Source organism: Caballeronia concitans, from assembly GCF_001544615.1.
GTDB lineage: Bacteria > Pseudomonadota > Gammaproteobacteria > Burkholderiales > Burkholderiaceae > Caballeronia > Caballeronia concitans.
Genome location: NZ_FCNV02000011.1, coordinates 18,123 through 40,325, shown reverse-complemented (window position 1 = coordinate 40,325; position 22,203 = coordinate 18,123). Strand labels below are relative to the sequence as shown.

Here is a 22,203-nt window from a genome sequence, read left to right as displayed (position 1 = left end):
CATTGGCGGGGACTTCAAGCCACGTCCTGCCGAGGAATGCCCATGCAAGATCTGCCGACGCCCGTCCATTCGCGCCGCCACCTTCCCCGCACCGCCGAAACCGTCACCAGCCAGCACCGGCTGCAAGTCGCGTGGGCGCGGACCGAAGACGAGGTGCGCGAAGCCCAACGCCTGCGCTATCGCGTGTTCTCCGACGAAATGGGCGCACGGCTCACGGGTCCAGCCGGCCTCGACGTCGACGAGTTCGATTCCTTCTGCGATCACCTGCTCGTGCGCGATCTCGATACGCTGAAAGTGGTCGGCACGTATCGCGTGTTGCCGCCGCATCAGGCCGCGCGCATCGGGCGGCTGTACGCGGAAAGCGAATTCGACGTCTCGCGTCTCACACATCTGCGGCCGAACCTCGTCGAAGTGGGACGCTCGTGCGTGCATGCCGATTACCGCAGCGGCGCGGTCATCATGTCGCTCTGGGGCGGCCTCGCCGCGTACATGAAGCACAACGGCTATGAAACGATGCTCGGCTGCGCGAGCGTCGGCATGAACGATGGCGGCCATTACGCCGCGAATCTCTACGGCTCGCTGCCCGCCGATGCGCTCTGCGCGCCGGAATATCGCGCGTTCCCGCATACGCCGCTGCCCTTCGAGGAACTGCGCACGGGCGTCACGGTAAGCGCGCCGCCGCTCGTGAAAGGCTACTTGCGCCTCGGCGCGAAAATCTGCGGCGCGCCCGCGTGGGACCCGGACTTCAACACGGCGGACTTTCTGACGCTATTCCGCCTGTCGGAGATCAACGCGCGTTACGCGCGGCATTTCATCGGCGACGCGGCGCGCTGAACGTCATTCGCCCGTATAGACCACGCGATACGGGCGCCCGATCTTTTCCCATTCCATTGCTTCCTGCACGAGGCTGTAGTCGGTGAGCGGATTGTTCGTCACCCACTCGCTCGGCAGGCGCACGTCGAAGCCGCCCGCCGTCGCCTTGACCTCGATGCCGGGCAGCCCGACGTCCGTGCGTCGCCGGGACAGCAGCGCCGCGAGGCGCAGACAGAAAAGCAGCGTCCAGTCGACGTCGCGCGCCTGCGCGAGTTTGCCGAGCTTGCCCGCGTGGCCGAGCACGAGCGCCGCGAGGCGCGCCTGATCCGTGCGCGAGAAGCCGGGCATGTCCGCGTTGCTCGCGATATACGCCGAGTGCTTGTGATACGCGCTATGCGCGATCGACAAACCGATCTCGTGCAGCGACGCCGCCCACGCGAGGAACATGCGGTTTTCCTGCCGACGTTCGGCATCGTCGGGTTCGCCGAGCTGATCGTAAAAGCTGATCGCGAGATCGCCGATGCGTTCGGCCTGCGCGGCATCGACCGCATAACGGCGCTTGAAGCCTTCCACCGTCACCGTGCGCATGTCCTGATGCTGCGAGCGCCCGAGCAGGTCGTAGAGCACGCCGAGACGCAGCGCGCCGTCGGTGGTATCGACATAATCGATCCCCAGTTCCTCGAATACGCCGAGCATGATGGAAAGACCGCCCGCCAGCACCGGAATGCGGTCGGGCTTGAGCGCGACGAGCTTCAGCCGGTTCACGTTCTCCGCCTTGATCAGGGCGCGCTTCAGGCGCTCCAGGCCGCCGCGCGAAATGCCGTGCGTGTATTGCGGGTCGTTGAAGCTGTTCGCTTCGACGAGTTCGGCGAGCGCGCGCGCCGTGCCGGACGAGCCGATCGCCTGATCCCAGCCCGTCTGCTTGTATTCGCGCGAGATGATCTGGATTTCGCGCTTGGCGGCGAGTTCGGCCTGACGCATCGTGAATTCGTCGACGTTGCCGGCGGGAAAGAACTGGCGGCTGTGGCTCACGCAGCCGATATAAAGGCTCTCCATGTGGATCGGCGTGTAATGCGAGCCGATGATGAACTCCGTCGATCCCCCGCCGATATCCACCACGAGCCGCTTGCCCGCGCTCGCCGGCACCGAATGCGCCGCGCCCGCGTAAATGAGGCGCGCTTCCTCGCGGCCCGCGATGACTTCGATCGGAAAGCCGAGCGCGTTTTCCGCTTCGACGAGAAAGTCGTGCGCGTTCTTGGCCACGCGCAGCGTGTTCGTCGCGACCGCGCGCACCTGATCCGGATGAAAGTCGCGCAGGCGTTCGCCGAAGCGCTTGAGCGCATCCCAGCCGCGCAATTGCGATGCGCGATCGAGCATCTTGTCGCGCGAGAGGCCCGCCGCAAGCCGCACGGGTTCGCGCAACGCATCGACCTGATAGATCTGACTGCCCGCAGGCGTTTCCTCGACGCGTCCGACGATCAGCCGGAAACTGTTCGAGCCGAGGTCGACGGCGGCAAGGAGATGAGGATGTGTGACCATCGGAGATCCGGGAATCGTGATTGAGCGTGAAGTGAGAAACGCACTGCGCGTGGTCTATGCCGCGCTGTTGCAGCGCACGAATTCTATTCCATGCCGCGCGACGAAGGATCGGATCGGGAATGCGCGCCTCGCGCTAGCGACGCTATCCGCAATGTGAGTAGAATTTGTGACAATCGTTCTGTCACAATAAAGACATCTTACTGTGAGATTATCTGAGCGTTCTTTTGCCCTTCCAATCGAGATCCCATCCTCACAAGCGATGTCCATACGCTATCCGCTCTTCAACCGTGAACTGGGCATTCTAGGTTTCAACGAGCGGGTACTCGCGCAAGCGGCCGATACTTCGGTGCCCTTGCTGGAACGCCTGCGCTTTCTTTGCATCACCAGCAGCAATCTCGACGAATTCTTCGAAGTCCGCATGGCGGGCCTCCAGGAGCAGATGCGCGACAACCCCGGCTCGCTCACGCCGGACGGCATGTCGCTGCAGCACGTCTACGATCTCGTTTCCGAACGCGCGCAACGCCTCGTGCATCAACAATACGCGATGCTGCACGATATCGTCCTTCCCGCGCTCGAAATGGAAGGCATCTATTTTCATGGCGTCGAAAGCTGGAGCGATCAGCAGACCGCATGGGCGCGCGAATATTTCCTGAACGAACTGCTGCCCGTGCTGACGCCGATCGGCCTCGATCCCGCGCATCCGTTTCCGCGCGTGCTGAACAAGAGCCTGAACTTCGTCGTCGAACTGGAAGGCACGGATGCGTTCGGCCGTCAGGCGGTGATGGGCATCGTGCAGGCGCCGCGCGCGCTGCCGCGCCTCGTGCGCATGCCGGAAGCGCTGTCGGGTTATCCGCATGGCTTCGTGCTGCTGAGTTCGTTCATGCAGCGCTTCGTGAGCGAACTGTTCCCGCATCTTCTCGTGCGCAATTGCAATCAGTTTCGCATCACGCGCAATAGCGAGCTTTTCGTCGATGAAGACGAAATCACGAATCTGCGCGTCGCGTTGCAGGGCGAACTGCCGGCGCGGCATCTCGGCAACGCGGTGCGGCTCGAAGTATCGGCTGAAACGCCGCCGCATCTCATTCGCCGCCTGCTCGACGAAAGCCAGTTGAATGCGCGCGATTGCTATCGCGTGAACGGTCCTGTCAATCTCGTGCGGCTCATGCAATTGCCCGAGATGGTGGACCGGCCGGACCTCAAGTTCGTGCCGCACATTCCAGCGGTGCCGAAGAGCATCGCGAATACGACCAATCTCTTCGATGCGATCGATCAGGGCGATCTGCTGCTGCATCATCCGTACGAGAGCTTTCAGCCCGTGCTCGAACTGCTGCTGCAGGCCGCCAAGGACCCGCAAGTCGTCGCGATCAAGCAGACCATCTATCGCACCGGCACCGATTCGCCGCTGATGGACGCGCTCATGCAGGCCGCGCGCAACGGCAAGGAAGTGACCGTCGTGGTGGAACTGCTCGCGCGCTTCGACGAAGAGACGAACATCAACTGGGCGTCGCAACTGGAAGCGGTCGGCGCGCATGTGGTGTACGGCGTGGTCGGCCACAAATGCCACGCCAAGATGATGCTGATCGTGCGGCGCGTATCGCAGAACGGCAAGAGCGTGCTCAAGCGTTATGCGCATCTCGGCACGGGCAACTATCATCCGCGCACGGCGCGCCTTTATACCGACTTCGGTCTGATGACCGCCGATCAGGAAGTCTGCGAAGACGTGCATCACGTGTTTCAGCAGTTGACGGGCATCGGCGGCGAGATCGCGCTGAAGCATCTCTGGCAGTCGCCGTTCACGCTGCACGCGAAGCTCATCGAAGCGATTCGCGCCGAAGCCGAGCATGCGCGTGCGGGCCGGCGCGCGCGCATTGTCGCGAAGATGAACGCGCTGCTCGAACCGACCGTGATCGCCGCGCTCTACGAGGCATCGCATGCGGGCGTGAAGATCGATCTGATCGTGCGCGGCGTGTGTTCGCTGAAGCCGGGCGTCGAAGATCTGTCGGAGAACATCACGGTCAGGTCCATCGTCGGACGCTTTCTGGAGCATCATCGCATCTTCTATTTCTATGCGAACGGCAAGGAAGACGTGTATCTGTCGAGCGCCGACTGGATGGACCGCAACTTCTTCCGTCGCGTGGAAGTGGCGTTTCCCATTCGCGACAGGCGGCTCAAGCGCCGCGTGATCGCCGAAGGACTGTCCGTATGTCTCGGCGACAATCAATCCGCATGGGTCATGCAAAGCGACGGGCACTATCGCAAGCGCCGCTCGGGCAAAGCCATTCGCAATGCACAGCTGGGCTTGCTCGCGAAGTTCTGTTCCTGAGCCGCTAAAGCAGTTCAAGCCGCGAGCGACTTCCTCAACGCCGTGCGCGATGCAGGAAAGCGCACGATGAACGTGCTGCCCCGCCCCACTTCGCTCTTCACATCGAGTTCGGCGTGATGCCGTTGCAGCACATGCTTGACGATGGCGAGCCCGAGTCCCGTGCCGCCCGTATCGCGCGAGCGGCTGCGGTCGATTCGATAGAACCGCTCCGTCAGACGCGGGATATGTTCGGCGGCGATGCCCGGCCCGCTGTCCTTCACCATGAACACGGCGCGATCGTTTTCGCGCTGCCACGTCACGTCGATGGCTCCGCCTTCGGGCGTATAGCGCACCGCGTTCGTCACGAGATTGCCGAGCGCGCTCACCACTTCCGTTTCCGCGCCCGCGACCGTCAGTGAGTCGTCGACATCAAAGCCGATACGATGACGCCCGCCTGACAGACTGTTCGCATCCTCTTCCAGATGACGAAACACCGCGCGCATGTCGAGCAGTTCGTCGCCGGGCGGACGGATATCGCCTTCGAGGTTCGCGAGCACGAGCAGGTCGCGCACGATGTTCTGCATGCGCGTCGCCTGGCTGTCCATCATGTCGAGATAGCGCATGCGGTCGGCTTCGTCGAGCGGCAGTTCGCGCAGCGTTTCGAGAAAGCCGGATAGCACCGTCAGCGGCGTCTTCAGTTCATGCGATACGTTCGCGACGAAATCGCGGCGCATCGAGTCCGTGCGTTCGAGTTCGGTGATGTCCTGCGTGAGAATGAGCTTGCGATGCTCGCCATAAGGAAACACCTGCACGGAGATGGTCCGCTGCCGGTTTTCGCCCATGCCGCGCATGATGAGCATCTCTTCGTAATGGTGCGAATTCAGATAGCGGATGAAGTCCGGCTGGCGCACGAGATGCGTGATGTGCTGACGCAGGTCGCGCTTCGCGTCCAGCCCGAAGTGCTTCTCGGCGATGGCGTTGCACCATTCGATCTGATCGTGATCGTCGAGCATCGCGACGCCGTTCGGCGATGCCTGAATGGCCTGAATGAAGCGCGAATGCTGCTGTTCGACCTGCCGCACCTGCGCGTGCCAGCGCTTCGCGAGCTTGTGCAGGCGGTAGTAGATTTCGCCCCAGATGCCGAGCGCGCTCGGCACTTCGCCGTAGACGGGCGCATCGAGCAGACGCCACAAACGCTGCGTGTGAAACGTGCTGAAGCACGCCTGCACGACGAGCATGACCACCGCGAACGTGAGCGCCGCCCGCACGCCGGCGATTGCGCCAATCGCGGCGCTGATCGCGGCGAGCAGGACAAGGGACACGATGGAACGCGTCCAGATGATGTTCATGTTGTCGGTAGATCAGATGACCGCGAATGCTCGTGCAGCGCTCAAGCGCCTTTCGCGAGGCGATAGCCGCTGCCGCGCACCGTTTCGATCATAGCATCGCAGCCGGCGGGCTTGAGCGCGGCGCGCAGGCGCTTGATATGCACATCGACCGTTCTCTCTTCCACGAAGACGTGATCGCCCCAGACCTGATCGAGCAGTTGCGTGCGGCTGTGCACGCGCTCCGGATGCGTCATGAAGAAATGCAGCAGACGGAATTCGGTCGGGCCGAGATCCAGCTTGATGTCGTTGCCCGAATGGCTCGCGGCCACGCGATGCGTCGCCGGATCGAGGCGCAGCCCGTTGATCGCGACCACGTCTTCGGTCAGTTGCGGCGCGCGGCGGCGCAGGACCGCCTTGATGCGCGCCATCAGTTCCTTCGGCGAAAACGGCTTCGTGACGTAATCGTCCGCGCCGATTTCGAGGCCCAGCACCTTGTCCTGCTCGTCCCCGCGCGCGGTGAGCATGATGATCGGAATGTGCTTCGTGCGCTCATGGTTGCGCAGCTCGCGCGCGAACGCGACGCCGGACTTGCCCGGCAACATCCAGTCGAGCAGCACGAGATCGGGGAGCACGTCGCTGATGAGGTTCTGCGCCTGCTCGGCGTTGTACGCGCGAATAGGGCAATGTCCCGCATGTTGCAGGTTCACCGCGATCAGTTCGGAAATCGCGGGTTCGTCTTCGACGACGAGGATACTGCTGGGCATCGGCACCTCTGTGACCTTTTCTTGAAGTGAAAGTGGTTAGCTGAGCGCTTCGCGTTCGAGCTGGTCGCGCGAGATATGGCGCACGTCCGTGCCCTTCACGATGTAGATGATGAACTCGGCGATGTTCTTCGCGTGATCGCCGATGCGCTCCACCGCCTTCGCGATGAACAGGTAATCGAGTCCCGCCGAAATGGTGCGCGGGTCTTCCATCATGTACGTGACGAGCTTGCGCACGAAGGCGCGGAATTCTTCGTCGATGGCCTTGTCGTCGCGCACGATCTGCGCGGCGGCGACCGTGTCGAGGCGCGCGAAGGCATCGAGCGCGCGGCGAAGAATCGACACCGCCATTTCGCCCGACAGCTTGATTTCCGCGATATTCACGGTGCGTCCCGCGCCGTCTTCGTTGATGCGCTTCACGCGCTTCGCGATCTTCTCGGCTTCGTCGCCGGCGCGTTCGAGATTCGTGATGGTCTTCGAGATCGCCATGAGCAAACGCAGATCGCGCGCGGCCGGCTGACGGCGCGCGATGATGTTGCTGCACTCTTCGTCGATTTCCACTTCCATCATGTTCAGGCGCGCTTCCGCGGCAATCACCTGATCTGCAACCTGTATGTCGAATTCGTTCAACGCGTGCATCGCCGCGATGATCTGCGACTCGACGAGACCGCCCATTTGCAGCACTTTCGACGACACCGCGTTGAGATCGGCGTCGAACTGGCTCGACAGATGCTTATCGGACATGCTCTGCTCCTGTAGTCCTTTTTTGCGATTGGCTAGCTGACGCTTTAGCCGAACCGGCCCGTGATGTAGTCTTCCGTCTCCTTGCGGGCGGGCTTGATGAAGATCTTCTCGGTATCGCCGAATTCGATCAGTTCACCCAGATACATATAGGCAGTGTAGTCCGAGCAGCGCGCCGCCTGCTGCATGTTGTGCGTGACGATCACGACCGTGTAGTCGTTCTTCAATTCCGCGATCAGCTCTTCGATGCGGCCCGTCGAAATGGGATCGAGCGCGGAGCACGGTTCGTCGAGCAACAGCACTTCCGGGCGAATGGCGATGCCGCGCGCGATGCACAGACGCTGCTGCTGGCCCCCCGACAATCCATAGCCGCTTTGCTGCAGCTTGTCCTTCACTTCGGTCCAGAGCGCGGCTTTAGTCAGCGCCCATTCGACGCGATCGTCCATTTCCGAGCGCGACAGTTGCTCGAACATCTTCACGCCGAACGCGATGTTGTCGTAGATGGACATCGGGAACGGCGTCGGCTTCTGAAACACCATGCCGATGCGCGCGCGCAAGAGCGAAATGTCGCGCGTGGTTTCGAGCAGGTTCGCGCCGTCCATCAGAATCTCGCCTTCGGCGCGCTGCTCCGGATAAAGCGCATACATCTTGTTGAACGTGCGCAGAAGCGTGGACTTGCCGCATCCCGAAGGACCGATGAACGCCGTCACCTTCTTTTCGGGAATGCGCAGGTTGATGTTCTTCAGCGCGTGATACTTGTTGTAGAAGAAGTTGAGGTTGTTGACCTCGATCTTCGGCTTGATCGAATCGGCCGGCTGCGAGGCGTGCGTCGGACGCACGCTGCCCGGCACGGGACCGCGTTCGATGTTTGCGTTGCCGGCCTTCGAATCAAGGTGGTTGACACCACTTTCGACCAGATTCATGGAATCACTCCGCCCTTATTTCTTCGTGAAGATCGCACGCGCCAGGATATTCAGACCCAGCACGCCGAGCGTAATCAGGAATACACCGGCCCACGCGAGCACTTGCCATTGCGGGAACGGACTCATCGCGAACTTGTAAATCGTCACCGGCAGATTCGCCACCGGCTGATTCATGTCCATCGAGAAAAACTGGTTCGACAGCGCGGTGAAAAGCAGCGGCGCCGTTTCACCGGCAATGCGCGCGACCGCCAGCAGCACGCCCGTGACGATGCCGCCCACCGACGCCTTCAGCGTGATCGACATCACCATCTTCCACTTCGGCGTGCCGAGCGCGAACGCCGCTTCGCGCAGCGCATTCGGCACGAGCTTCAGCATGTTCTCCGTGGTGCGGATGACGATCGGAATCTGCAGGAGCGCGAGCGCGATCACGCCGGCCCAGCCGGAGAAGCGCCCCATCTTCGCGACGACGAGCGCATACACGAACAGCCCGACGACGATCGACGGCGCCGACAACAGGATGTCGTTGATGAAGCGCGTGACGTTCGCGAGCCAGCGCTTCTGCCCGTATTCCGCGAGATACACGCCCGCGAGAATGCCGAGCGGCGTGCCGATGCACGTCGCGAGCACGACGAGCATCAGGCTGCCGACGATCGCGTTCGCGAGACCGCCGCCATCAGTGTTCGGCGGGGGTGTCGATTGCGTGAAGAGATCGATCGAGAGGCCCGAGACGCCGAGCCTGAGCGTCGTGAAGAGAATCCACACGAGCCAGATGAGGCCGAATGCCATCGCCGCGAGCGACAGCGTGAGCGCGATCGCATTCGTGACGCGGCGGCGGCGCTGCAGTTTCATGCGCGTGGCCTGCACGCGGTCGTGGTTCTGATCGAACGTGGCTGGACGGCTCACTTGACACCCTCCCCGCGTTCCATGCGCAGCAGCATCAGCTTCGAGAGCGCGAGCACGAAGAACGTGATGACGAACAGAATCAGGCCGAGCTCCATCAGCGCCGACGTATGCAGGCCCGGGCTCGCCTCGGCGAACTCGTTGGCAAGCGCGGACGTGATGCTGTTGCCCGGCGAAAAGAGCGACACGTTATCGAGCAGATTCGTATTGCCGATCACGAAGGTGACGGCCATCGTCTCGCCGAGCGCGCGGCCGAGACCGAGCATGACGCCGCCGATGACCCCGGCGCGCGTGTACGGCAGCACGATCTTCCACATGACTTCCCAGGTCGTGCAGCCGATGCCGTATGCCGATTCCTTCAGCAGCACGGGCGTGACTTCGAACACGTCGCGCATGACCGATGCGATGTACGGAATGATCATGATCGCGAGGATGACGCCCGCGCACAGAATGCCGATGCCGATGGCCGGCCCCTGGAACAGCGCGCCGATCAGCGGCACGCCGCCGAGCGCAGCGCCGAGCGGCTTCTCGAAGTATTTCGCGAAGATCGGCGCGAAAACGAGCAGGCCCCACATGCCGTAGACGATCGACGGAATCGCCGCGAGCAGTTCGATCGCCACGCCGAGCGGCCGGCGCAGCCACGTGGGCGACAGTTCCGTGAGAAAGAGCGCGATGCCGAAGCTCACCGGCACGGCGATGATGAGCGCGATGAGCGACGTCGCGATGGTGCCGTAGATGGGCACGAGCGCGCCGAAGCTGTCGCTGGGCGGATCCCATTCCGCGCGCCAGAGAAAGCCGAGACCGAATTTTTCGATGGTCGGCATCGACGCGACGATCAGCGACACGATGATGCCGCCGAGAAGAAGCAGCGTCACCACGGCCGCGAGCCGCGTGATGCCGCCGAATATGATGTCGCCGGTGCGGCCGGGCGCGCGCTGCGTGTGCGCCGCCGGCGGTGCCGACGCTAGGTTGATGTCCGACATGGGAGCCTTGGTTACGCTACGTGTCAGACCGCGCGACGGGCCCTTCGGCGCGCCGCGCGGCTGGTGCTGCTTCCTGTCCCGCCACAGCAGCTTAGGACAGTTTCAAACTCCGCGTGCTTCGCGTACTACGATGCTTACTCCGCGACCGGCTTGCCCGACGCGTCCTTCACCTTCGCCTTCCATTGCGTGCGGATTTCCGCGACGACCGAATCCGGCAGCGAGATGTAGTCCAGATCGTTCGCCGCCTGGCCGCCGTTCTTGAACGCCCAGTCGAAGAACTTCAGCGTTTCGGTGCCCTGAGCCGCCTTGTCCTGCGTCGAGTGCAGCAGCACGAAGGTCGCGCCGACGATCGGCCATGCGTCCTTGCCCGACTCGTTCGTCAGAATCTGATAGAACGACTTCGACCATTCCGCGCCCGCAGCGGCCGCCTTGAACGTCTTCGTTTCCGGCTCGACGACCGTGCCCGCCGCATTCTTCATGCCGACGTAGGTCATCTTGTTCTGCTTGGCGTACGCCCATTCGACGTAGCCGATCGCGCCCGGCAGACGCTGCACGAAAGCCGCGACGCCGTCGTTGCCCTTGCCGCCCGTGCCCGTCGGCCAGTTGACCGTCGACCCTTCACCGACCTTCGACTTCCACTCGGTGTTCACCTTCGACAGATAGTTCGTCCAGATGAAGCTCGTGCCCGAACCGTCGGCGCGGCGCACCACGGCGATGTCCGTGTCCGGCAGCTTGACCTTCGGATTGAGCGCGGCGATGGCCGGATCGTTCCACTTCTTGATCTTGCCGAGGTAAATCTCGCCGAGCACTTCGCCCGACAGAATCACTTCGCCCGCCTTCACGCCCGGCACGTTGATCACCGGCACGACGCCGCCGACCACCGTCGGGAACTGGAACAGGCCGTCCTTCGCGAGTTGATCGTCCTTCAGCGGAGCGTCCGAACCCGCGAAATCCACGGTCTTCGCGACGATCTGCTTGATGCCGCCCGACGAACCGATGCCCTGGTAGTTGACCTTGCCGCCGCCGCTTTTCTGGTAAGCGTCTGCCCATTTCGTGTAGATCGGGGCTGCGAAGGTGCTGCCCGCGCCGGTGATATCGGCCGCTTGCGCAGAGATGGCGACCAGTGCGCCAATTACGCCAGCCAGCGCGGTGTGCATCAATTTCATGAGACCTCCAGGGTTGTGAGCGTGTGAGTCTTTGTCGGCGTGTGAATCGACAGGGCGAAATATAGGCACTCTCTGTGACAGTAATGTGACGTTCCGTGATGGCTCCGTGACAATCGTCTTACGGGTCGAAAGTCGATCGAGCGGTCACTTGTCAGGTGGCGGCGGGCAATAAAAAAGCGGGCCGAGGCCCGCTGTTTAGCGAAAACGACAAAGTTTCGCGAACGCCTACGAAGTCACGTCCTTTACCACTTGCGCAATCGTTTCCGCGTGCCGAACGGCGTCCTGCTGCGCGGCGGCTTCTACCATCACGCGCAGGACCGGTTCTGTTCCCGACGCGCGAATCAGCACGCGTCCCTTCGATTCCAGCGCACGCTCCGCCTGATCGACGGCGCGACGAATCTCGTCGCTGCTTTTCCAGTCCGCGCCCGGGCTCATGCGCACGTTGATCAGTTTCTGCGGGAAGAGACTCACGCCATCGAGCAATTCGGCGATGGACTTGCCGCTGCGCTTGATCGCCGCGAGCACGAGCAGCGCGGACACGATGCCGTCGCCGGTCGAATGCCGGTCCAGCGACAAAATGTGTCCCGAGCCTTCCGCGCCGAGCTGCCAGCCGTGCTCGCGCAGCTTCTCGAGCACGTAGCGATCACCCACCGCCGCGCGCACGAACTGCACGCCGGACGTCTTCAGCGCGACTTCGACCGCCATGTTGGTCATGAGCGTGCCGACCGCGCCTTCCACCTTGCCGTGCGTCGCGATGCGGTCCTTCACCAGGACGTAGAGCAACTCGTCGCCGTTATAGAGGCGGCCGGTGGAATCGACGATCTGCACGCGATCCGCGTCGCCGTCCAGCGCAATGCCGATGTCCGCGCCGTGCTCCTTCACCGCGCGCACGAGCGCATCCGGTGCGGTCGCGCCGACGCCGTCGTTGATATTGAAGCCGTTCGGCGCCACGCCGATCGACACCACTTCCGCGCCGAGTTCGTGGAAGACGTGCGGACCGACGTCATACGCGGCGCCGTGCGCGCAATCCAGCACCAGCTTCATCCCGCGCAGGTCGAAGCTCGCCGGAAATGTGCTCTTGCAAAACTCGATATAACGGCCGCCCGCGTCGTCGAGACGGCGCGCCTTGCCGAGACGCTCGGACGGCGCGCATTCCATCGGCTGCTCGAGCTGTGCCTCGATTTCGAGTTCGACTTCGTCGGGCAGTTTGTTGCCGTCGGCAGAGAAGAACTTGATGCCGTTGTCGGCGTAAGGATTATGCGACGCGCTGATGACCACGCCCGCGTTCAGCCGCAGCGCGCGCGTCAGATACGCGATGCCGGGCGTCGGCATCGGGCCGGCCAGCATGACGTCCACGCCCGCCGCCGAGAAGCCGGATTCCAGCGCGGCTTCGAGCATATAGCCCGACACGCGCGTGTCCTTGCCGATCAGCACCGTCGGGCGATTGCCCTTCTGCGCCGTTTTGTCCGCGCCGGCGAGCACCTTGCCGGCAGCGTAACCGAGCTTGAGAACGAAGTCGGGCGTGATCGGGGCCGCGCCTACGCGCCCGCGAATGCCGTCGGTTCCGAAATATCGTCGTGCCATCTTTATTGACCCTCCTCGCGGACTGTCGGCGCCTGTTGTGGTCCGCGGTGTATGTGTTGACTACGCTGCCAGCGAGCGCCTTCGCGGCAGTCCTGCCTGATTCGAAGCCGGCTTAATGATGCCCGCTACGGGTTGCGTCCCGAGTAGCCTGCCAGACTTTCAGTGCATCGACGGTTTCGGCGACGTCGTGAACGCGGATGATCGCCGCGCCGCGCTCCGCCGCGCACACCGCCGCCGCGAGGCTCGCCGGCAGGCGCTCGCCCGCGCCGCGTCCGGTTACGCCGCCGAGCATCGATTTGCGCGACATCCCGGCCAGAAGCGGATGATACGTGGCGGCCGGCTGGGTCGCCGCGAGTTCGGCAAGCAGCGTGTAATTATGCCCGAGGGTCTTTCCGAAACCGTAGCCCGGATCGAGACTGATGCGATTCCCCGCGACGCCCGCGCGCTCGAACGCCGACAGCCGTGCGGCGAAGAAATCGCGCACGGCGGCGACGACATCGTCGTAGACCGGCTCGTGAAGCTGCATCGTGCGCGGCTCGCCCAGCATGTGCATCACGCACAGGCCGCATTGGCTGTCCTTGACGGCATCGATCGCGCCGTCCTGACGAAAGCCCCAGATGTCGTTGATCATGTCTGCGCCGGCAACGAGCACGGCGCGCATCACGGCAGGCTTGTAGGTATCGACGGAAAGCGGAACCTGCACCGCGCGCAACGCCTCGACGATAGGCACCACGCGCTCCAGTTCCTCGTCGAGCGGCACGGGCGGCGCGCCGGGGCGCGTTGATTCGCCGCCGATGTCGATCATGTCGGCGCCATCGGCGATCATCTGCCCGGCGCGCGCCAAGGCGGCGTCGCGGGAAAGGAAGCGGCCGCCATCGGAAAACGAATCCGGCGTGACGTTGAGGATGCCCATGACGAGCGGGCGTTCGAAGGTCAGCGTGAAACGGCCGCATTGCAGCGGCTGCGCGGGAGCGAGGGATGGAGAAGATGTGGTCAAGCGAAGCCTGCGGAGCGAGGGACGGAAGACTGGCCCGGAAGCGGGCCCTAAAGCAAAAATGGGCCGGCGTGCAGTGCACACCGGCCCATTGTCAGACTGGAGGAAATCAGGCCGGCGCTGTCGCGCTGCCCGGCTTGACCTCGGTGCCGCTGTTGCCGCTCGACGGCGTGTCGCCCGACGGCGGCGGCAGGTTCTTCGGCGGACGCGGCGGACGGCCCGCCATGATGTCGCCGATCTGGTCCGCGTCGATGGTTTCCCATTCGAGCAGCGCCTTGGTCATGGCTTCGACCTTGTCGCGGTTGTCTTCCAGCAGCTTGCGGGCGAGCGCGTATTGCTCGTCCAGAATGCGGCGGATTTCCGCGTCGACCTTCTGCAGCGTGGCTTCGGACACCGTCTTCGCGCCCAGCTTGCCGAACATGCCTTCAGGTTCTGTATCGACGTAGACCATCGTGCCCAGCACGTCCGACATGCCGTAACGGGTGACCATGTCGCGCGCCATTTTCGTCGCGCGCTCGAAGTCGTTGGAAGCACCGGTCGACATCGAGTTCATGAACACTTCTTCCGCTGCCCGGCCGCCGAACAGAATCGCGATTTCTTCCAGCATCTTGTCGCGATACAGATTCACGCGGTCATGCTCCGGCAACTGCCAGGTCACGCCCAGCGCCCAGCCGCGCGGCATGATCGTGACCTTGTGCACCGGGTCGGCGTGCGGCAGCAGCTTCGCCACCACCGCGTGGCCCGACTCGTGGTACGCCGTGTTGCGGCGCTCTTCCTCGCGCATGACAGCCGACTTGCGCTCCGGACCCATGAAGATCTTGTCCTTCGCGTCTTCGAAGTCCTGCATCTCGACGATGCGCTTGCCGCGACGCGCCGCGAACAGTGCCGCTTCGTTCACGAGGTTCGCGAGGTCCGCGCCCGAGAAGCCCGGCGTACCGCGCGCGATGACCGATGCATCCACGTCGTTCGCGATCGGCACCTTGCGCAGGTGCACCTTCATGATGTGCTCGCGGCCGCGGATATCCGGCAGACCGACATAAACCTGACGGTCGAAACGGCCCGGACGCAGCAGCGCCTTGTCCAGCACGTCCGAACGGTTGGTCGCCGCGATCACGATGACGCCCGAGTTCGCCTCAAAGCCGTCCATTTCGACGAGCATCTGGTTCAGCGTCTGCTCGCGTTCGTCGTTGCCGCCGCCCATGCCCGCGCCGCGATGACGGCCGACCGCGTCGATTTCGTCGATGAACACGATACACGGCGCATGCTTCTTCGCCTGTTCGAACATGTCGCGCACACGGGCCGCGCCCACGCCGACGAACATTTCAACGAAGTCCGAACCCGAGATGCTGAAGAACGGCACCTTCGCTTCGCCCGCAATTGCGCGCGCCAGCAGCGTCTTACCGGTACCCGGAGGGCCGACCAGCAGCACGCCGCGCGGAATACGGCCGCCCAGCTTCTGGAACTTCTGCGGATCGCGCAGGAAGTCGACCAGTTCGGACACTTCTTCCTTCGCTTCGTCGCAGCCGGCCACGTCGGTGAAATTGATGGCGTTGTTGTTTTCGTCGATCAGCCGCGCCCGCGACTTACCGAACGAAAACGCCCCGCCTTTGCCGCCCCCCTGCATCTGCCTCATCATGTAGAACCAGAAGCCGATGATCAGAATGGTCGGCCCGAGGTAGTACAGCGCGGAGACAAGCGCGTTCGGTTCATCGTCAGCCTTGCCGCTGACCTGAACGCCGTATTTCATCAGATCGCCGACCATCCAGATGTCGCCGGGCGACACGATCTGGTATTTCTGGCCGTCGTTCGGAGTGACCGTGAGATTGCGGCCCTGAACGGTAACGTTCTTGACTTTGCCGTTCTTGGCGTCGTCCATGAACTGCGAATACGACACGCCTTCCTGGACGCGGGGCTTATCGAACTGCTTGAACACCGTAAACAGCACCAGTGCGATCACGAGCCACACTGCCGCTTTAGAGAACATATTGTTGTTCAAAGCACCACTCCTCACTCATAGACGGGCGCCTACATAAACCTTGCAGCGCCACCAAAGCATTCTAATCCAGACCGCTAACCCCTGCCATAAGGTTTCCCTACCGCTTAAATAGCGGAAGAGGGTCTTTTTTCGGCAAATTCGGTGAAAATATCGCCGATTTTCGCCGGGTCCGTTTAAACGGCTCCTGCAGCCGGATGTTTGAGCCGCCGCCCGAGGATAAAAGTCTCCGACGATTTGTCGCGAGACGCCTTGGGTTTGCGCGGCGCAACCACTTTGAACTGGTGCTTGAACTTCTCGACGATCTGGCTATAACCGCTGCCGTGAAAACATTTGACTAGCAGCGCACCCTCCGGTTTCAGATGGTTCTGCGCGAATTCCAGCGCGAGATCGCATAGATGCTCGATCCGCGCGGCGTCCGCACTCGCCACGCCTGAGAGGTTGGGGGCCATGTCCGAAATTACAAGGTCCACCTGACGCTCACCGACGATTTCGTTCAGTTGCGTGAGCACCGCGTCTTCGCGGAAGTCGCCCTGGATGAAGGTCACGTCGGCGATCGGCTCCATCGGCAGAATGTCCAGCGCGATAATCGTGCCATCTATGCCGCCTTCGCGCTCTGCGTCGCGTTTCGAGCCCTGCGCGAGCTTGTTGCGCGCGTACTGGCTCCAGCTGCCGGGCGTCGAGCCGAGATCGACGATCACCTGCCCCGGCTTGATGAGCTTGTCCTGCTCGTCGATCTCCTTGAGCTTGTAGGCGGCGCGCGCGCGGTAGCCCTCGCGCTGGGCCATCTTCACGTAGGGATCGTTGATGTGGTCATGCAACCACGAATGATTGAAGCGATTCTTTGCCATTCAAACTGAACTCTTGATGCGCGCGTGCGCGCCTCGGGACGTGTTTCTGTTGCGCGCCGGACGGGCGCCGATGCGTGTTCTGTGTCGTTTGCGCGTGTAATCTTGCTGCAACGCGCGATGCTTTTAGCGGATAATACGCGTCTTGTCGGCCGGAACGTTTCCGCGGGCGCTCGAATGCGCCCGGCAATCGCGTATCCGGCCTATTTTGTTTGTGGCGGCGGTGAATCACGCCGCGCCGGACCCTCCCGGTAAGGACGCCGCGTCGTCAGGCGTTCCGCACATCGCGTTTTTCGCGTGCCGCCCGGCGCACGCGCCGCCCATTTTAGTCGAGTCCCAAATTTCTCATGCCAGCTCTTGAACTCTCTCCTGCCCAACGTTCCGACCTGCGCTCCCAGGCTCACGCGCTCAAGCCCGTCGTGCTCGTCGGCGCGGAGGGTCTGACGGACGCCGTGCTGAAGGAAATCGGCGTGCACCTCGATGCGCACCAGCTCATCAAAATTCGCGTGTTCGGCGACGAGCGCCAGACGCGCGTCGATATCTACGACGAAATCTGCGACCGCCTGGACGCCGCGCCGATCCAGCATATCGGCAAGCTCCTCGTGATCTGGCGACCCGAAGGCGCCGCGCCGGCCAAGAGCCGCTCCACGCGCACGCGCAGCACCATGCCGCCGAGCGCCGGCGAAGCCGTCGAGCGTCCCGCGAAGGGCCGCGCGCCGCGCATCGTCAAGGCCGTGAAGATCACGCGCGATGCGCCCGCCGTCAAGAAGCCGCGCAAGCAGACGCTGAAGGTGCTCGGCAACGAGCGCGTCACGGCTGGCGGCAACGTCAAGCGCGCAAAGAAGCGTCAATCGGGTTCGAAGCGCCAGCACCAGGCAGTGAAGTAATCGACGCGGCGCGGACGTTTTGCTTCGCGTTCGCGCCGTGATCGAAAGACCGTCTCAGCTTCGCGCCCGCTTGGCCGCGACCTTCGCCGACTTGTTCTTCGGCACGACTGCGGTGGGCGCATTGCCCGGCAAACGCCAGACGAGCGCAATGCCGAACAGGCACTGAATCAGATAAATCGCGCTCGAAATGCCGTGCAGAATGCCGAACTGCTTCGCGTACGGCGAATCGGCGAGCGCAACGCCCGACTCCTGCGCCGCCACCCGCAGCGACTCCATGAACGGCTGCAGCGCGAAATAGCCGACGAGCACGCAGGCGAGCATGACCGCGACGATCCACCGCACGCGCTTGTAGTCGGCAATGCCGTTTTTCACGAAGCGATTGCCGATCAGAATGAGGACCAGCGCGCTCACCACGCCGACGAACGCCTCGATCCGGAAGTATTGCGCCGCCACCGATCCGGCCGCCGCGCGATCCAGCATCGAAAAAAGGACGGGCGCCGCGACGAGACCGAGGGTCAGCAGGCTGCCGACCCAGATCATCGCGACGATTCGAAAGAGCCGGTGCGCCATCAGACGTAACGGACCGCGATGATTTCGTACTCGCGCGCGCCGCCCGGCGCCTGCACCGAGGCCACATCGCCTTCCGTCTTCGAAATCAGCGCACGCGCGATCGGCGAGCTGACGGAAATGAGGCCGTGGTCGATGTCCGCTTCGTCGTCGCCGACAATCTGATACGTGACCGTATCGCCCGATTCGAGATCTTCCAGCTCCACCGTCGCGCCGAACACGACGCGGCCATCGGCGTCGACCGTCGTCGGATCGATCACTTGCGCGGCGGCCAGTTTGGATTCGATTTCCGCGATGCGGCCCTCGATGAAGCCCTGCTTTTCCTTCGCGGCGTCGTATTCCGCGTTTTCAGAGAGATCGCCCTGCGCGCGCGCTTCCGCGATCGCGTTGATGACCGCCGGACGCTCGACAGCCTTCAGGCGTTGCAATTCGTCGCGCAGCAACTCCGCGCCGCGCTTCGTCAAGGGAATCGTGCTCATAGACAACCCAGAAACAAATTCGTCAAAAAAATTACCGCGGTTAAGCGCATCTCCTCGAGGCGAAGAGACGCCGCTTAACCGCGGCTCGTGATGCTTGGACCGATAATCGAAGCCTTAGTTTAGGCGAGCATGCAAGCCTTGTAAATCATAGACTTCCAAATCGCGCAGGTAACGCAGGCCCTCGACCGCCGCGCGCGCGCCCGACATGGTCGTGTAGTACGTGACCTTGTTGGCTTGCGCGCTCATGCGGATGGAACGCGAATCGGCGATGGCCGCGCGGGTTTCGTCGACCGTCGTGAAGACGAGTGCGATCTCGCCGTTCTTGATCATGTCGACGATATGCGGCCGGCCGTCCTTCACCTTGTTGACGACCTTCACCGGCACGCCCGCCGCCGCGATGGCCGCCGCCGTGCCCTTGGTCGCGACGATCGGGTAGCCGAGTTCGTGCAGCATCTGCGCGACTTCGACGGCCTTCGGCTTGTCGGCGTCCATCACCGTCAGCAGCACCGTGCCCGATTCCGGCAGACGCGAGCCCGCCGCCAGCTGCGATTTGAAGAGCGCCTCGCCGAATGTGCGGCCGACGCCCATCACTTCGCCGGTCGAACGCATTTCCGGTCCGAGAACCGGATCGACCGCCGGGAACTTGACGAACGGGAACACCGCTTCCTTCACGCTGAAGTAAGGCGGCACGATTTCCTTCGTCACGCCTTGCTGCGCGAGCGTCTGGCCGACCATCGCGCGCGCGGCGATCTTCGCGAGCGGCAGGCTCGTCGCCTTCGACACGTAAGGCACCGTGCGCGATGCACGCGGGTTCACTTCCAGCACGTAGATGATGTCTTTCTTCGAGCCGTCGTCCTGCGGAACCTGTTGAATGGCGAACTGCACGTTCATCAGACCGATGACGTTCAGCGCCTTCGCCATTGCGGCGGTTTGCCGCTTCAGTTCGTCGACGGTTTCCTTCGACAGCGAATACGGCGGCAGCGAGCAAGCCGAATCGCCCGAATGCACGCCCGCCTGTTCGATGTGCTCCATCACGCCGCCGATGAACACCGCTTCGCCGTCGGAAATGCAGTCCACATCGCATTCGATCGCGTCGTTCAGGAAGCGGTCGAGCAGCACCGGCGAATCGTTCGACACCTTCACGGCCTCGCGCATGTAGCGCTCGAGGTCGCGCGGCTCGTGGACGATTTCCATTGCGCGGCCGCCGAGCACGTACGACGGACGCACGACCAGCGGATAACCGATTTCCTCGGCCAGGTTCAGCGCTTCGTCTTCCGCGCGCGCCGTGCGGTTCGGCGGCTGACGCAGATCGAGATCCTTCAGCAGCTTCTGGAAGCGCTCGCGGTCTTCGGCTGCGTCGATCATGTCCGGCGACGTGCCGATGATCGGCACGCCGTTCGCTTCGAGATCGAGCGCGAGCTTGAGCGGCGTCTGGCCGCCGTACTGCACGATCACGCCGACCGGCTTTTCCAGATCGACGATTTCGAGCACGTCTTCCAGCGTCAGCGATTCGAAATACAGGCGGTCCGACGTGTCGTAGTCGGTCGACACGGTTTCCGGATTGCAGTTGACCATGATGGTTTCATAGCCGTCCTCGCGCATGGCGAGCGCGGCATGCACGCAGCAATAGTCGAACTCGATGCCCTGCCCGATCCGGTTCGGCCCGCCGCCGAGCACCATGATCTTCTTCTTGTCCGTCGGATTCGCTTCGCACTCTTCCTCGTAGGTCGAGTACATGTACGCGGTCTTCGTCGCGAATTCGGCGGCGCACGTATCGACGCGCTTGTACACCGGACGCACGTTCATCGCGTGACGCTTCCTGCGCACGTCGGCTTGCGTCGAACCCGTGAGCTTCGCGAGACGGCGGTCCGAGAAGCCGCTCTTCTTCAGGTACAGCAGTTCATCGCGCGTGAGGCTTTCGAGCGTGCGGCCCTGAAGCGCCTTTTCCTTCAGGATGATCTGCTCGATCTGCGCGAGGAACCACGGATCGATCGACGTCTCCTCGAAGATTTCCTCTTGCGAGAGACCGAGGCGGAACGCGTCGCCGAGATACCAGATGCGGTCCGGGCCCGGCTCGCCGATTTCGCGAATCACTTCGTCGCGGCTCGTGGTCTTTTCATCGAGACCGTCGACGCCCACTTCCAGACCGCGCAGCGCCTTCTGGAACGATTCCTGGAACGTGCGGCCCATTGCCATGACTTCGCCGACGGACTTCATCTGCGTGGTCAGGCGCGAATCGGCTTCGCGGAATTTTTCGAACGCGAAGCGCGGCACCTTCGTGACGACGTAGTCGATCGTCGGTTCGAACGATGCCGGCGTCTGACCGCCGGTAATTTCGTTCCTAAGTTCGTCGAGCGTGTAGCCGCACGCGAGCTTCGCGGCGACCTTCGCGATCGGGAAACCGGTCGCTTTCGACGCCAGCGCCGACGAACGCGACACGCGCGGATTCATCTCGATGACGACCATGCGGCCGTCCTGCGGGTTGATCGCGAACTGCACGTTCGAGCCGCCCGTATCCACGCCGATTTCGCGCAGCACCGCGAGCGACGCGTTACGCAAAACCTGATATTCCTTGTCGGTCAGCGTCTGCGCGGGCGCGACGGTGATCGAGTCGCCGGTGTGGACGCCCATCGGGTCCAGGTTTTCGATCGAGCACACGATGATGCAGTTGTCCTTCTTGTCGCGGACAACTTCCATCTCGTACTCTTTCCAGCCGAGCAGCGATTCTTCGATCAGCAGTTCGCGCGTCGGCGAAAGATCGAGACCGCGGCGGCAAATCTCTTCGAACTCTTCCTTGTTGTACGCGATACCGCCGCCCGAGCCGCCCAGCGTGAACGACGGGCGAATGACGGTCGGATATCCGCCGCTGCCGGTCGCCTCGGCGATCTGCGCCTGCACGGCGAGCGCTTCTTCCATCGAATGCGCGATGCCCGACTTGGCCGAACCGAGGCCGATCTTCGTCATCGCGTCTTTGAACTTCTGGCGGTCTTCCGCCTTGTCGATTGCTTCCGGCGACGCGCCGATCAGCTCGACCTTGTACTTTTCCAGCACGCCGTGATGGAACAGGTCGAGCGCGCAATTGAGCGCGGTCTGTCCGCCCATGGTCGGCAGTATCGCGTCCGGGCGCTCTTTCGCGATGATGCGCTCGACCACTTCCCACGAGATCGGCTCGATATAGGTGACGTCGGCCGTGTTCGGGTCGGTCATGATCGTCGCCGGATTGCTGTTGACGAGAATGACCTTGTAGCCTTCCTCACGCAGCGCCTTGCACGCCTGCGCGCCCGAATAGTCGAACTCGCACGCCTGACCGATGATGATCGGGCCCGCGCCGATGATGAGAATGCTCTTGATGTCTGTGCGCTTCGGCATAACTGTGCTCTGTGGTGTTCGGTTCT

The 22,203-nt window shown here is 62.9% G+C and carries 18 protein-coding genes; 3 read left to right on the top strand and 15 right to left on the bottom strand.

Annotated elements, in window-relative coordinates; translation table 11 throughout:
• The first annotated feature begins 42 nt into the window (after window positions 1-42).
• Window positions 43-834, top strand: coding sequence for a GNAT family N-acetyltransferase (locus tag AWB72_RS21610; protein WP_040051614.1), 792 nt, complete (start codon window positions 43-45; stop codon window positions 832-834).
• 3 nt (window positions 835-837) lie between these two features.
• Here the strand turns inward: AWB72_RS21610 and ppx are convergent, their stop codons facing one another.
• The gene (gene ppx, locus AWB72_RS21605) at window positions 838-2,352 is read right to left on the bottom strand and encodes an exopolyphosphatase (protein WP_087128703.1); all 1,515 of its coding nucleotides are present in this window, start codon (window positions 2,350-2,352) and stop codon (window positions 838-840) included.
• 259 nt (window positions 2,353-2,611) lie between these two features.
• Between ppx and ppk1 the strand changes: the two genes are divergently transcribed.
• Window positions 2,612-4,675, top strand: a complete 2,064-nt coding sequence (ppk1, locus tag AWB72_RS21600) for a polyphosphate kinase 1 (RefSeq protein ID WP_087128701.1) — start codon at window positions 2,612-2,614, stop codon at window positions 4,673-4,675.
• 14 nt (window positions 4,676-4,689) lie between these two features.
• Here the strand turns inward: ppk1 and phoR are convergent, their stop codons facing one another.
• From phoR to AWB72_RS21545, 11 genes are all read right to left on the bottom strand, one after another.
• Window positions 4,690-6,003 carry a phosphate regulon sensor histidine kinase PhoR gene (phoR, locus tag AWB72_RS21595; protein ID WP_087128700.1) on the bottom strand — a complete coding sequence of 438 codons (1,314 nt, stop codon included), beginning with the start codon at window positions 6,001-6,003 and terminating at the stop codon, window positions 4,690-4,692.
• Between the two features lie 41 nt (window positions 6,004-6,044).
• The gene (gene phoB / locus AWB72_RS21590; protein ID WP_040051446.1) at window positions 6,045-6,746 is read right to left on the bottom strand and encodes a phosphate regulon transcriptional regulator PhoB; all 702 of its coding nucleotides are present in this window, start codon (window positions 6,744-6,746) and stop codon (window positions 6,045-6,047) included.
• A 36-nt stretch (window positions 6,747-6,782) separates the two neighbouring features.
• Window positions 6,783-7,487: a phosphate signaling complex protein PhoU gene (phoU, locus tag AWB72_RS21585; protein ID WP_040051445.1), complete on the bottom strand. Its 705-nt coding sequence runs from the start codon at window positions 7,485-7,487 to the stop codon at window positions 6,783-6,785.
• 44 nt (window positions 7,488-7,531) lie between these two features.
• Complete coding sequence (gene pstB, locus AWB72_RS21580) at window positions 7,532-8,407, bottom strand: phosphate ABC transporter ATP-binding protein PstB (protein WP_040051444.1); 876 nt, start codon at window positions 8,405-8,407, stop codon at window positions 7,532-7,534.
• Window positions 8,408-8,422: 15 nt separating this feature from the next.
• Window positions 8,423-9,256 (bottom strand): phosphate ABC transporter permease PstA, encoded by an 834-nt coding sequence (gene pstA, locus AWB72_RS21575; RefSeq protein ID WP_244285711.1) that lies wholly within the window; start codon window positions 9,254-9,256, stop codon window positions 8,423-8,425.
• A 50-nt stretch (window positions 9,257-9,306) separates the two neighbouring features.
• Window positions 9,307-10,290 carry a phosphate ABC transporter permease PstC gene (gene pstC / locus AWB72_RS21570; RefSeq protein WP_087128696.1) on the bottom strand — a complete coding sequence of 328 codons (984 nt, stop codon included), beginning with the start codon at window positions 10,288-10,290 and terminating at the stop codon, window positions 9,307-9,309.
• Window positions 10,291-10,424: 134 nt separating this feature from the next.
• Window positions 10,425-11,456, bottom strand: a complete 1,032-nt coding sequence (pstS, locus tag AWB72_RS21565) for a phosphate ABC transporter substrate-binding protein PstS (protein WP_087128695.1) — start codon at window positions 11,454-11,456, stop codon at window positions 10,425-10,427.
• 225 nt (window positions 11,457-11,681) lie between these two features.
• The gene (gene glmM / locus AWB72_RS21560) at window positions 11,682-13,040 is read right to left on the bottom strand and encodes a phosphoglucosamine mutase (RefSeq protein ID WP_040051440.1); all 1,359 of its coding nucleotides are present in this window, start codon (window positions 13,038-13,040) and stop codon (window positions 11,682-11,684) included.
• Between the two features lie 112 nt (window positions 13,041-13,152).
• On the bottom strand, window positions 13,153-14,037 hold the full coding sequence (folP, locus tag AWB72_RS21555) for a dihydropteroate synthase (RefSeq protein ID WP_445343857.1): 885 nt from the start codon (window positions 14,035-14,037) through the stop codon (window positions 13,153-13,155).
• 106 nt (window positions 14,038-14,143) lie between these two features.
• Complete coding sequence (gene ftsH, locus AWB72_RS21550) at window positions 14,144-16,030, bottom strand: ATP-dependent zinc metalloprotease FtsH (RefSeq protein ID WP_040051438.1); 1,887 nt, start codon at window positions 16,028-16,030, stop codon at window positions 14,144-14,146.
• A 173-nt stretch (window positions 16,031-16,203) separates the two neighbouring features.
• The gene (locus tag AWB72_RS21545) at window positions 16,204-16,878 is read right to left on the bottom strand and encodes an RlmE family RNA methyltransferase (protein ID WP_087128692.1); all 675 of its coding nucleotides are present in this window, start codon (window positions 16,876-16,878) and stop codon (window positions 16,204-16,206) included.
• A 344-nt stretch (window positions 16,879-17,222) separates the two neighbouring features.
• Here AWB72_RS21545 and AWB72_RS21540 point away from each other — a divergent pair, with 344 nt between their 5' ends.
• Window positions 17,223-17,762: a YhbY family RNA-binding protein gene (locus AWB72_RS21540; protein WP_087128690.1), complete on the top strand. Its 540-nt coding sequence runs from the start codon at window positions 17,223-17,225 to the stop codon at window positions 17,760-17,762.
• A 54-nt stretch (window positions 17,763-17,816) separates the two neighbouring features.
• Here AWB72_RS21540 and AWB72_RS21535 read toward each other — a convergent pair whose 3' ends face one another.
• From AWB72_RS21535 to carB, 3 genes are all read right to left on the bottom strand, one after another.
• Entirely contained in the window at window positions 17,817-18,332 is a 516-nt protein-coding gene (locus AWB72_RS21535) for a DUF4149 domain-containing protein (protein ID WP_087128689.1), read from the bottom strand.
• On the bottom strand, window positions 18,332-18,808 hold the full coding sequence (gene greA / locus AWB72_RS21530; protein WP_087128687.1) for a transcription elongation factor GreA: 477 nt from the start codon (window positions 18,806-18,808) through the stop codon (window positions 18,332-18,334). Before greA ends, AWB72_RS21535 begins: the two co-directional genes overlap by 1 nt.
• A 114-nt stretch (window positions 18,809-18,922) precedes the next feature.
• Window positions 18,923-22,177 carry a carbamoyl-phosphate synthase large subunit gene (gene carB / locus AWB72_RS21525; protein ID WP_087128686.1) on the bottom strand — a complete coding sequence of 1,085 codons (3,255 nt, stop codon included), beginning with the start codon at window positions 22,175-22,177 and terminating at the stop codon, window positions 18,923-18,925.
• Window positions 22,178-22,203 lie beyond the last annotated feature (26 nt).